This is a genomic window from Methanobrevibacter sp. (assembly GCF_045112895.1).
Classification (GTDB): Archaea; Methanobacteriota; Methanobacteria; order Methanobacteriales; family Methanobacteriaceae; genus Methanocatella.
In genome coordinates, this window is sequence record NZ_JBGUIH010000002.1 from 13,895 (window position 1) to 26,610 (window position 12,716).

Annotated in this window: 14 protein-coding genes; 1 reads left to right on the plus strand and 13 read right to left on the minus strand. The window is 34.0% G+C overall.

Going from position 1 to position 12,716, the window contains the following annotated elements; genetic code table 11:
• Positions 1-14: 14 nt before the first annotated feature.
• The 6 genes from ACJMLD_RS00180 to ACJMLD_RS00205 form a co-directional block, all read right to left on the minus strand.
• Positions 15-1,217, minus strand: coding sequence for a hypothetical protein (locus ACJMLD_RS00180; RefSeq protein WP_405266823.1), 1,203 nt, complete (start codon positions 1,215-1,217; stop codon positions 15-17).
• Positions 1,210-2,235: an NYN domain-containing protein gene (locus ACJMLD_RS00185; protein ID WP_405266824.1), complete on the minus strand. Its 1,026-nt coding sequence runs from the start codon at positions 2,233-2,235 to the stop codon at positions 1,210-1,212. Before ACJMLD_RS00185 ends, ACJMLD_RS00180 begins: the two co-directional genes overlap by 8 nt.
• Before the next feature lie 81 nt (positions 2,236-2,316).
• Positions 2,317-3,060: a metallophosphoesterase family protein gene (locus ACJMLD_RS00190; RefSeq protein WP_405266826.1), complete on the minus strand. Its 744-nt coding sequence runs from the start codon at positions 3,058-3,060 to the stop codon at positions 2,317-2,319.
• Between the two features lie 5 nt (positions 3,061-3,065).
• Positions 3,066-3,416 (minus strand): nascent polypeptide-associated complex protein, encoded by a 351-nt coding sequence (locus ACJMLD_RS00195; RefSeq protein ID WP_405266828.1) that lies wholly within the window; start codon positions 3,414-3,416, stop codon positions 3,066-3,068.
• A gap of 87 nt (positions 3,417-3,503) precedes the next feature.
• The gene (locus ACJMLD_RS00200; protein ID WP_405266829.1) at positions 3,504-4,643 is read right to left on the minus strand and encodes an aldo/keto reductase; all 1,140 of its coding nucleotides are present in this window, start codon (positions 4,641-4,643) and stop codon (positions 3,504-3,506) included.
• Positions 4,644-4,661: 18 nt separating this feature from the next.
• Entirely contained in the window at positions 4,662-5,747 is a 1,086-nt protein-coding gene (locus ACJMLD_RS00205) for an acyltransferase (RefSeq protein WP_405266831.1), read from the minus strand.
• Positions 5,748-5,787: 40 nt separating this feature from the next.
• On the opposite strand from ACJMLD_RS00205, the gene ACJMLD_RS00210 reads away from it, so the two are divergent.
• Positions 5,788-6,324, plus strand: coding sequence for a DNA-3-methyladenine glycosylase I (locus tag ACJMLD_RS00210; protein WP_405266832.1), 537 nt, complete (start codon positions 5,788-5,790; stop codon positions 6,322-6,324).
• On the opposite strand, the gene ACJMLD_RS00215 is transcribed toward ACJMLD_RS00210, so the two are convergent.
• The 7 genes from ACJMLD_RS00215 to ACJMLD_RS00245 all read right to left on the minus strand — a co-directional run bounded on the left by ACJMLD_RS00215 (position 6,325) and on the right by ACJMLD_RS00245 (position 12,642).
• Entirely contained in the window at positions 6,325-7,362 is a 1,038-nt protein-coding gene (locus ACJMLD_RS00215) for a sulfate/molybdate ABC transporter ATP-binding protein (protein WP_405266834.1), read from the minus strand.
• Between the two features lie 419 nt (positions 7,363-7,781).
• Positions 7,782-8,819 (minus strand): sulfate/molybdate ABC transporter ATP-binding protein, encoded by a 1,038-nt coding sequence (locus tag ACJMLD_RS00220; RefSeq protein ID WP_405266836.1) that lies wholly within the window; start codon positions 8,817-8,819, stop codon positions 7,782-7,784.
• A 47-nt stretch (positions 8,820-8,866) separates the two neighbouring features.
• Positions 8,867-9,544, minus strand: a complete 678-nt coding sequence (gene modB / locus ACJMLD_RS00225) for a molybdate ABC transporter permease subunit (protein WP_405266838.1) — start codon at positions 9,542-9,544, stop codon at positions 8,867-8,869.
• Positions 9,545-9,599: 55 nt separating this feature from the next.
• A complete protein-coding gene (modA, locus tag ACJMLD_RS00230) occupies positions 9,600-10,412 on the minus strand; it encodes a molybdate ABC transporter substrate-binding protein (protein ID WP_405266840.1) in 813 nt (270 codons plus the stop codon).
• 637 nt (positions 10,413-11,049) lie between these two features.
• The gene (locus tag ACJMLD_RS00235) at positions 11,050-11,349 is read right to left on the minus strand and encodes a DUF2149 domain-containing protein (RefSeq protein ID WP_405266842.1); all 300 of its coding nucleotides are present in this window, start codon (positions 11,347-11,349) and stop codon (positions 11,050-11,052) included.
• A gap of 4 nt (positions 11,350-11,353) precedes the next feature.
• The gene (locus tag ACJMLD_RS00240; protein WP_405266844.1) at positions 11,354-11,995 is read right to left on the minus strand and encodes a MotA/TolQ/ExbB proton channel family protein; all 642 of its coding nucleotides are present in this window, start codon (positions 11,993-11,995) and stop codon (positions 11,354-11,356) included.
• Positions 11,992-12,642 carry a peptide ABC transporter permease gene (locus ACJMLD_RS00245; RefSeq protein ID WP_405266846.1) on the minus strand — a complete coding sequence of 217 codons (651 nt, stop codon included), beginning with the start codon at positions 12,640-12,642 and terminating at the stop codon, positions 11,992-11,994. The genes ACJMLD_RS00240 and ACJMLD_RS00245 overlap by 4 nt, the downstream gene beginning before the upstream one ends.
• Positions 12,643-12,716: the final 74 nt, after the last annotated feature.

A 12,716-nucleotide genomic window follows, 5' to 3' on the forward strand; every position in this document is an offset into this window, starting at 1 on the left:
CTCTTTTCAATTTCTTAAGCAATAAATGCATAACCTAAAGCAATAATAACTCCCACAAAACTAAACATTCCAAGTCCCAAAACAGACATCAAATATGCAAATATGAATACAAATGCAAAAACACCAATCAGTTTTGCTTTTTCATTTTCTATTAGATTAATTAATGTCCTTGTGAACTCTGATGGAATATTATAAGCATACAAACCATTGGCTAATTCAAATACCACTAATGACAATGGGGCAGTTGAGCTTACATCATCTACAAGCTGAGCTCTCTCACCCGCTTCTCTTCTACTTCTTCCAACACCGGCTCTAATTTTTGCGCCGTTGTCAAGTGCAAACCATGCGGCATCAAGTCCGGCACGTATTGCCAAATCCTTAGATGGGAATCTTGCAATAAAATCATCACCGCCTTCACGATAGCCTTCAAGCTCTCCGTCACATTCGCTTTCGATGAAATTCTTAATGCCTGTCATCAACTCGACAAGCTGATTTCTGCCATGCTTGTCAATGAATTTAGTGGAATCGATTAAATCAATGAACAGATAATTCTCCAAATCGACAGGATGTGATTCCTGAAGCAGGAATGGTGAATCAAAGACAAGCGCATATTCTCCGCCCAGTTTTGTAAATGCAATGCCTGGAAAACTGCCTACGTTTTGAGTGTAATGAATAGCACGTTCAATTGCTGCTGCACCGGTCATTCCAACAGCGGAAATTACCTGAACATCTTTGGACAATCCTATTCCAATCAGTTCGATAGCTACACGAATTGCATCATTTTTGCTTAACATTTTAGCAATCAGTTCTGTTGCGGTTTTTTCGACAACCTCACCGTTTTCGTTTTCAATAATCTTTACGAAAATATTAATTAAGTTAGATGGGTTGGGAATCTCAATGTAGAAGTAACGATCGCTACCCATAATAATATTACTTACAAGCGCATATTCCTCAATTCTGTTTTCAGCAGGAGCCAATTCATAAAATGTATAGTCTTTAGGAATATTTTCTCCACCGACATCCCGAATAAGGTTCTGTTGAATTGAATCGGAAGTAATTTCGGCTTTTTCAAGCTCGAAAAGAATGGTTTGAGTGTAATTGAACAACTCAACATATTCTGTTTCTAAAGAATTTGTAGGAAAGAATTTTGTTCCAACAGCGATTGGATTTAATTTAGTAGTCAACCTGATTATTGCCTTGGTTAAAAAATTAACCATCTAAGCCCCCTCCCTTCTCGAGCTCTATTTCGAACTCGCCAGGTTTTTCTAAAAGCATATCCGGCTTTACAGAAACGAAAGGAAACTTCCAGGACCCCAGTCTTCCAGCTATTGTACTTGCAATATTTCTGGAATTCCTTTTGATGAATACCTCATCATGAGCGCTTACTCGAACTAGAATATTATATGGTGCATATTCTGTAACTTCATCAGCCAGCATAATATTCAATTCGAAATTGCCTGGTTTTGTAAATAAATCGTTGCGAACTGCAATCAAAGGTTTTTTCTCAAGACCTAATCTGTCAGCAACAGTAACTGAAATGTTTCCTGCATTTTTAACCGCAACCTTATAATCTTTAGGATGAACAAGTACAAAAATCACATATGGAGCGGCTGTTTCAACATCATCAACCATCTCTACAATCTTGTTGAACATTGGAATTTTTGCAAAAATGTTTTCAAGCTTGGATTGTGCATTGCTATCATTATCAATACGGATAATGGCCTGTTTAGCGATGTTTAAAGGAGAAATTTCCAAGCCTTCCTTACCTGTGTATATTTCCCATTTCTTAAAGGTCAATTCTTTAATAATCTCTTCACATATGTGCTGAAGGATATTTTTATCCTTTTTAGGTTTTTTTGGTTTTCCAAATGTGAGTCTGTCGTTTTCGATGACAAATGGAATTCTCATAGAAGAGATATTCCTGAATTCAGCAGCATAATCTCTGAATTTATCATTAGACAGAATTTTAGCTTTTTCGCGAGTAGCAATATCTAAAATAAAATGATCTGCATCATTACCTGCTGGAACCTCTTCTACATTTTCACTTTCCAGCAATCTTAAAAATTTTTCCTTATCGTCAATGTCATGACGAAGTGATGCATCGGCAATAATTACAAATTCATCTTCACTTTCTTCTAATGCCTTGACCGCAGCAAGAATATTAGACATTTGAGGCTGTCCATTTTCGTTTTTTACATGATATGCAACATTAGAAGCATCTACGACCACTTTCATAATAATCACCTAATAATAATATGTAACATAAATATTCAATTCGGTATAATATATTTTAATATTCTATTATTTAAACTTAATTTATAGTTCATTTCTCGGATATTTTCCAAATAACAATTTTTCTCCACCGACATTATTTAGAAAAATCTCTATTTCATCATCTGTAATGTTATACACATTATAAGAATTCCTGATGTTTCCCCTAAGCTTTGTAGAACATAGGGAACCGGCATTAACAACAATAGTTTCGTTTATTCTCCATATATTCGGAACATGCTTGTGTCCGGATAAAATCAAATCAACTTCATGTGTTGTTAAAGTTTTTAGAATATCGCCTGCATCTGATAAAACATTACGTTCACGACCAGTTTGTGGAATGGAAATCACATGGTGGTGCAAAGCAACAATAGAGAAATTTTCATTTATTACGCATTCATCCAATTGGTGTTCCAACCACATATGTTGAGGGCCTCCGATATGGCCTCTATCCTCATCGGGAGAACTGCTGTCCAAACCTATTACTGTAAGGTCTTCACCAACACTCAATTTCCAGCTTCTCTCACCAATCAGCTCTTCAAAGGTCTGATAACCTAAATTACGTGCATCATGGTTTCCAGGAACTACAAATAATGGAGCTTCAAACATTTCCAAATATTTTTTTGCCTGTTCAAATTCAACATAATAGCCGTGACCAGTCAAATCGCCGGTTAAAACTATCATATCCGGTTTTAGGTTATTGATTTCGCTTGCTGCCTGCATGAAAACTTCTTCATCAAAATCCGATTTTGATGTGTGCAGATCTGAAATATGTGCAATTACAGTCATTTTATCTATTGATTCAATTTCATGATGGCTTCTGCAAGGTCTCCTTTACACTCTTCAAGTGCGGCTCTTGCTTCGTCTTCGGAAACGTTAGCGCTATTGGCTACCATTTCAACATCTTCATCAGGAATTTCAACCTCGTATTCAAGTTCAACTTCACGAGCCTTACCCTCAATTTGGTAAGTTTCCTGACCCATTACATTCATTAAGCTTACGCTAGGATTGTCGATGATTAATTCTTTTTCATCAAAACGGATAATGACTTCACGGGCACCTTCAAGTTCTTCCATTTTCATGCCCATCTTTTTCATTTGCCTTTCCATCTGTTTCATTTGTTTTTTATTCATACCAGGTATCATAGTAAACACTCAATAAAATAACTATTTATAAATATATTTTTAATTATTATTAAAACTTGCTTAATTCTAAAAAAATAAGAAGAGGGATTAATTTTCAAATCCATAAATCTCGGTTTCGAATGTTTTTGCAACATCCTTTAGTACTTCAGGAATGTTGATTTGCTGAGGGCATTCCTCTATGCAATTTTCACATTCTATGCAATCGGAAGCTATTCCAACACCAGGGAGCTTAGAATAGTTTAAATAAGCATTTCCAAATTGTGTCCAATCATCCTTCTCTAGAAGTTTATGCTTATTGTACAAGTCAAACAGCTTAGCAATATCAATCTCTTCAGAGCATGTATCAACACAATATCTGCATTTTGTACAGTCCACAGTGATGTTGCTGTTAATGATTTCTGACACCTTCTCGAGAAGTTCCAATTCTTCCTCATTTAACGGATCCGCATTTTCAAATTCATGAATATTATCTTCAAGCTGCTTCAAATTGCTTGCTCCGGTTAAAACAACACAAGCATCCAGGTTAGCTACAAACCTCATCGCCCATGAAACGACTGATTTATCAGGATTATATTCCTTCATTAATTTTTCAGCCTCCTCTGGCACATCTGCCAAAAATCCCCCTTTATACGGCTCCATAATCATTACTTGTTTATTGTATTTTTTTGCAACTTCCAAACATTTCCTAGATTCGATTCCCTCATCTTCCCAATCAAGATAGTTTATTTGAAGCAAAACAAATTCCAATTCCGGATGCTCAAATAGGATCTCTTCTAGGAATTCCGCATCACCATGGGTTGATAGGCCAATGTGTCTGATATATCCTTCTTCCTTTTTCTTTTGGATGAATGAATACAAGTCAACATTTTTCCAGGCGGTTTCCGTAAAACCGCTTACATTATGCAGCATGTAATAATCAAAATATTCGACACCGCAATTCTTGAGCTGTTCAGCAAATAGCGGCTCCAATTGTGATTCTTCTGTAATTACAAATAAAGGCAATTTAGTTGCAATTTTAAATGATTCACGAGGATATCTCTCAACGACACATTTTTTAAATGCATCCTCCCCTACGCCTTCATGATAAACATATGCGGTGTCGAAGTAATCGAAACCCGCATCCATATATTTATCCACCATCTGATTAACCTGTTCATAATCAATGCTTGTAAAATCGTTTTCATCCAGAAGCGGAAGCCTCATCATTCCCATACCTAATTTGACCATAATTTTCCCTCTTTATATTTATTTTGCACCTATAACCTCTTTGACATATGGAACTTTGCTAAGCAAATGCATTGTTATAAGTGAACTAGCCACAATTAAAATGAACATTGCAATTACATGACTGTAAAATTCCCCATATGGTAATATTTTTGCGTATATGCATAAAAACATTCCTTGAATTAAATATATTCCATAGCTATATCTTGCCAGATATGCCACCAGTTTCCTAAATAAATTTTCTAAAGGCTTTATAGCATCGAAATGCAAATTGAATTTTTCAAAATTCTTGAACAATAAGAATATGCCTGCCACTTCCAAAGCCATAGGTAAAGAATAGCGATCCAATGTCACCATATTGTTTGGTGAAGATAAATAACAGACAATAACCAGCATGCCTATTGCAGATATCAGTACTAATGCCAAATCAAAATAAGGATTGTTTAGAATTTTCCTCTCGGTATGCCTTAAATAATAACCCAAAACAGTCAGACCAATTGGGCTTGTAAAATAGGACAATTTAATTGGAAAAGACATGTTTAAAGTGTAGTCAAACAAACAGGTAATCAGCCATATCATCAAAAAGTATTCCACTTCGCCCAATTCGCAATTCGCAAGCCATTTATTGAAAATCGGCATGATTAGATAAGTGCCCAAAATCATCCAAAAGAACCAATAGGGCGTAAAACCCGGTGAAGTGGACATGAAAGCGCCATAAACAAATTTTAGTATTGAATATGCATCAAAGGAATACAAAAACTTAAATCCAAAATAATAAGACAATAAAATTCCAATTGCACTTAGTATTAAACCCCAGAATATAAACGGGGAGACAATTCGTGGAATCTTCTTTCCTAGAAATTCCCTAATCGTCCAGACACGCCCCAATGACAGCGCCCCAGCCAACATCAAAAATAAATCTACACCTATCCTAAAGCAGTTTCCAAGAGTTTGAGAGAAAATCCAACCTAAAGAAGGAATTACATCATATTCCGCCATCACATATGTCCTGGTTACTGCATAAACATGGACTACAATAACACAAATAATGGCCAATGCCCTTAATGCATCAAAATAGAAAATCCTCTTTGATTTAGCAACAGTCATATGAAAATATATTTAAATAAAGCTTTTAATAATAATTTCTATGACTAATAAACGATGCAGTTGGGTAACTGATGATGAAATATACGTCAGATACCATGATGAGGAATGGGGAGTTCCAACTCATGATGATCAGGAACTGTTTGAAATGCTGGTGCTGGAGTCATTTCAAGCGGGACTTTCATGGATTACGATTCTTAAAAAAAGGGAAAACTTTAAAAAAGCTTTTGACAACTTTGATTATGAAAAAATAGCCGAATATGGTGAGGATAAAATCGAAGAACTGCGATTAGATGCTGGAATTATTCGCCATAAAGGAAAAATCAGTGCCGCAATCAACAATGCAGAGATATTTATCGATATTCAAAAAGAGTTTGGAAGCTTTGATGAATACATTTGGGGTTTTACTGATGGTGAAATCATTAAAGCGGAATTTGAAACCGAATCAGAACTATCCAAAAACATTTCTAAAGATTTGAAAAAGCGCGGAATGAAATTTGTTGGCCCGACAATAATCTATTCTTATCTCGAATCCATTGGAATCATTGACAATCACGAAAAGGAGTGCTTCAAGTTCTAGCTACTCCTCCAACAATATTATATTTTTAGGATCCACTTTCAAATATGGGGGAATCTCGAATTCGTGCTCGCGAATCTGTTTATCATATTTCCACCATAAGCCGTTTGCCAAAGTTATTTCCCATTCAAAGGGCATCTCCAATTTTGTTGCATTTGTAGTGTCTAGCACATTTACATCATTCTTTTCAGCCGGAGCAAAATCATGTGCCCTTATTCCAATATGAGTAATATTAGGGGAAATCTCTTCAGATACCTCAAAAGTTACTCCCCAATCCAAAGACTTGAGATGATAATCATCTATAACCTCTATTCTAGAAATATTTTTACATCCGGTAAGCCTTGCAACCTGGACTTTTCCAGGATTCTCAAATATCTCGTTAGTATCTCCTTTTGCTATGATTTTACCTTTGTCCAATATTATCAGTTCATCACAGAACTGGAATGCCTCATCACGATTATGAGTAACCATGATTGAAAATCCGTCAAAGTCCTTTAGAGAATTAACAAGTTCAATACGCAACTGTTCCTTTAGGAAAGTATCCATAGCGCTGAACGGTTCATCCAACAGTATAACATCAGGACTATACGCCAATATACGAGCTAAAGCCACCCTTTGCTGCTGACCACCTGACAATTGTCGAGGATACCTTTTTTCCAATCCCTCCAAATGAAAACGACGAATCATTTCAGATACGATTCTCTCATCATATCCTTTAGACAACCCCGCGGCAACATTCTCTTCAACAGTCATGTTTGGAAATAGGGCATAATTCTGAAATAAATAACCGACATTTCTTTTTTGAGGTTTTAAATTAATTTTATTATTAGAATCAAAATAGACCTTTTCTTCATCAGTTGTTAAACTTACAACACCCTTATCTGGAGTTACAATACCTGCAATAGATTTCAAGGTCATGCTTTTGCCACAACCAGAAGGACCTAGAATACCCAAACGTCCCCTTTTCAATTCAAAATCAACATCTAAATCAAATTCTTTAAGTTTTTTTTGAATATTTACCCTTAACAATTTATTACCCATAGTCCATCTCTCGCAACATATACTCTCAATGAAATAACACCATAAAAATCTGATTAAGATTATTTTAAATTTCATTATTTAAATAATTTTACTCTGATTTAACACCGATTTAACGATGTGAAAATAGGATAATAACAAAAAAAAGAATTTGAGATAAATTTAGAATATTTTGACATCAAAATAACTTACTTAAGAGATTTAAAGATTAGATAGGTCCCTATAGCTAAACTATAAATCAAGGTTTTCCAATGGAGTTTCCTGCAACAGAATAGCTGCAAACTATTTGCACGCTTTAAAAATACTTAAAGAACAAAGCAAAGGATAGTATCAGACAAATAAACAATAACACAAAAAATAGAAAAGAAATCAAAACCAAAAAAAATAAGAAGATAAATTAGAAAATAAGAGATATGATTGAGCTATTCTTCCAATAGGATAATATTCTTAGGATCAACTTTCAGATATTCCGGAATCTCAAATTCATGCTCTTGAATTTCTTTATCAAATTTCCACCATAACCCATTTGCCAAGGTGATTTCCCATTCAAAAGGCATTTCCAATTTTGTTGCATTCTTAGTATCGAATGCATTGACATCATCTTCTTTAGCAGAAACAAAATCATGTGCCCTTATTCCAATATGAGTAATGTTCGGCGGAATCTCTTCAGATACCTCAAAAGTTACTCCCCAATCCAAAGACTTAAGATGATAATTATCAATGATTTCTACTTTGGAAATATTTTTACACCCTGTAAGTCTTGCAACCTGAACTTTTCTTGGATTCTCGAATATATCATAAGTATCCCCTTTCGCTATGATTTTGCCTTGATCAAGCACTATAAGTTCATCACAGAACTGGAATGCCTCATCACGGTCATGAGTGACCATTACAGAAAATCCGTCGAAATCTTTCAGGGAATTTACAAGTTCAATACGCAACTGTTCCTTTAGGAAAGTATCCATAGCGCTGAAAGGCTCATCTAACAATATAACATCCGGACCGTAAGCCAATATTCTAGCCAAAGCAACCCTTTGCTGCTGACCCCCAGACAATTGTCGGGGATATCGCTTTTCTAAGCCATCTAAATGAAAACGCTTAATCATTTCAGATACTGTTTTCTTATCCGAATCATTTGATAAACCAATTGCAATATTTTCTTCAACAGTCATGTTGGGAAACAGGGCATAATTCTGAAATAGGTAACCTACATTTCTACTTTGAGGTTTTAGATTAATCTTTTTTTCAGAATCAAAATAAACATTTTCATCATCTGTAATTACACTTACAACACCCTCATCCGGAGTTACAATGCCTGCAATAGACTTCAAGGTCATGCTTTTACCACAACCAGAAGGGCCAAGAATACCCAAACGCCCTCTTCTCAATTCAAAATCAACATCCAAGTCAAATTCCTTAAGTTCCTTGAGGATATCTACCTTCAACAATTTATTATCCATAACATACCCCGTACATGAAAAAAAGTTCTAATATCATCAATAGAAAATTATTTCCATTGCCTTTCCTTACGTATAGAAACATAATCCATGATGAAAATAGCTATAAACGATATGATGACAATGACTATAACATAATTAAAAGCCTCCCCCATATTACCAGCAGCTACTTCAGAATAAACTGCCATAGGGAGTGTCCTGGTTTGTCCCGCGATATTACCTGCAAGCATTGCTGTAGCACCGAATTCTCCTAAACCACGGGCAAAAGCAAGAATTCCACCACTAATAATTCCCGGCAATGCATTAGCAAATAAAATCTTCCAAAAAATTTTCCACTCGGACATACCTAATGTCCGACCGGCATCCAGTAAGTTTGAATCAACTTGTTCAAAAGCTCCTCTAGAAGATCGGTACATCAAAGGGAAAGACATGACTACTGCAGCAATAACTGTTGCAGGCCATGAAAAAGCGATTTTCACAGCAAAGAAGTCTATAAAAAAACTACCTATTGGTCCTCTAACACCAAAAATCCACAACAAAAAGAACCCTACTACAGTAGGCGGCAGTACAATCGGCAGTGTAAAAATACCATCAAGTACAATTTTTATTGTATCATTTTTAATCTTAACAATACCCCAAGCAACAATCAAACCTACAAAAAAGGTTACAAAAATTGATAAGCTTGCAGTTTTCATTGAAATGAAAACCGGGGACCAATCAGTAGTCATGTCTATATCACCTTCAATAATATATATTACTCATATGAACTATTTAATATTGAATCTATTCATGAAGAGTAAAACCGTATTCAACGAATACATCTTTAGCTTCTTGAGATTGTAAGAAGTCCATGAATGCGTTTGCAGCATCTGAATCGGTTGAGTTTTTAAGTTCAGCTATAGGATAAATAACTGGAGTGTCTAAAACTTCTTCAGGAGCTTCACAAATAACTTTAACGTCATCAGTGGATTTAGCATCGGTAGCATATACGATACCGCATTCAGCGGATCCTTGAGCTACTTGGTTTAATACTGCAGTTACATCAGTACCTAAAGATAATTTAGATTCAACATCATCCCAAATACCAGTATTGTTTAATACTTGCTCAGCGTATTGACCTGCAGGTACGGATTCAGGGTCACCAATAGCGATGTTACCATCGATGTCTTTTAAATCTTCAAATGAAGATATGTTAGCGTCTGAGTCAGCAGGTACAATTAAAACAACTTTATTTTCTAAGAATTGGAGATTAGTGTCGTTATCAATTATATCTTCTTCTACTAAAGCATCCATCTGTTTGTTTGCAGCAGACATGAATACATCTGTTGCTAAACCGTTTTCAATTTGAGTTTGTAAATCCCCACTTGAAGCATAAGTAGGAGTAACTTTTACACCAGGATATTTTTCTTCAAACATAGGAATTAAATCATTATCGAAAGCATTTTTTAAACTAGCTGCAGCAGCTAAATTAACTTCTTGTCCGTCTAAGTCAGGTTCGCCGCCAAGGAAGTCGAAAATACCTGCAGCACATGAACCAATACTAACAATAGCTACTAAAGCTATGATACCAATAAATAATATTTTCTTAGAGTCCATATTTTTTCCTCCTTTTTGAATAATTTATAACTAACACCATCCAGATATTAAACATGATAATCAAAGATTTGTAAAAAAAGCAATGATGAATAAAGTTTTTTGCGACCACCAACCTAATATGCAGTGCTATCAATATTCTGCTTTCATTTACATCTGCTAGTGTAACTGCAGATAATAAAATTATAGAAATCTGAAATAATATTATCAATTTATAATCCTTATAAAAATTCCCAATATTTTTTCATTCATTTCCAAATCCCTAATTAAAATTTGAATATCTTGATTAGTATATAATATTTAATTAACAATAGACATATATATTTTTTCATAACGAGTTAGAACTAAGAAATAAAAAACTGCAATAATATATTTATTTAAATTATAAATTTTTAATTTCTAGTTTATTTATTTTATATTAATTAATTATTATTTTAATCTTATTTTAATAAGATTTAGAAACATATTTAAAAATTAAATAAAAATTAGAATGTTATAAAATAAATGTTAAATCATTATAAAACCTATATTAAAAAAAGCCGAAATCCCTTAATAAATTATCGAAAAGAATAAAAATTAATAAAGAAAAGGTCAATTATCGCAAAATTCCACGATAATAAACACGATTTTAAATTATAGTTCAACCCGATACCATTACAAGTTCGCCAGTGGTCGGATCCTCATATACTTTACCAACTTCACTAAATCCGCTATCTTCAAGCCCTCCGGCATCAGTATAGTTTTGAGTAAAAGTTTCTGCAGATGAGACATCCTGAGTATGACTTTGATTTGAAATCATGTCCGGATTTACGGATAAAGCCATTATAGCAAAAATCAAAAAGCCCAAAGCTAAAACAAGCATTGCATCTGAAAGATTGTTTAACCCACTCATTGGATCATCATCACTTGATGAAGAAATTCTCCTTTTTTTCCTAAGCATATTATCACCACTTATTTATAGCTTCAAGTTCCGCCTCAGCGACTGTTTCAACAGTTATCAAGTCTGATTCATACCATTGCTTTTTGTATTTAGAAATCAAATATGACAAGGCCCCAATAGATAAACCGGTGACAGTTGTATCAAATGCGATTGTTAATGATTCGGCAAGGGTTAGAATATCTCCACTGCCCAGTGCGGCCAAACCTGGCCCCAATGGAATCAAAGTTCCTAAAAGACCTAAAATTGGACCTACTTTAACAAGAATATCCGTTTTATTAGTTCTCTTAATTAATCTTGTTTCCTCACTTGAAATTAACTCACTTGCAAGAGCCTTTCTAGCATCACTACCAATATCATGATTGTTAGCTATCCTAATCAATATTTCCTTTTGATAAGAGAATAAATTACTATCTTCAATTTTATTTTTCATTTCTGAAACATTATTTGAAAATGAAACGTTTCTTATTAACTCCTCTAATTCATTTGATTTTATTGGTTTTCTTGATATATATTCATTGATTAATCCTCCAAATGAAAGAATGACAATTACTACAGATACGACCAGCAAAATAACAACGGGAGTTAATAAACTTTCTGAAAGAATATGAATCAATGAAGTTAATGTTTCAGTTCCTTGAATTATCATGAATTTCCCCCATAACTTTCATTCAAAAGCACCCCTACAACCATTAAAACAACAATCCCAATAATAAGATACATCAATTGATACAATGGAGTCAAAATCAGAAATGAGCTGAACATTGAATAATCAAGAGTAAATGTGGAATAGTAAGTTAATGCGAAAATAAACAATAATATAGCAAATAGACTCATGAACTCACCGATAATTACTGGGTACGGCCGTTTGGCGTGCATTAATAATTTTGAAAGTTGATAAACGACAAAGAATACAATAAATACAAACAAAGAATATAATATTGTGTCAAAAAACGTTAAACTGGATTGTGATGATAAAAGAACACTTAAAACCATGGCTATAGCTGAAATTGAATATATTGGAAGCATAATCTCTTCTTTTTTTAAATAATATAACATTATCAGAAAGACAGCAATGGCAATTATCAGAAAAATAAACGTAAAATATCCCAATAAAAACAATAAGTGCTGTTTTATTTGATTTGAGGCATTTATTAAAACAAAAGCAACAATAGCGCTTATGAGAGATAGAACAACAACCTTTAAATTGTCTAATTTAAAATTACCTATTAAAAGCGCCAAATTAGCAGAAAATAATATTGAACATATTAATAAATATCCTCCCATCAAATCCATATTTTTCGACCTATTTAATTCCTTATTACAATTTAATATTAAACAACATGAATATATAAACATATCGTAATGAA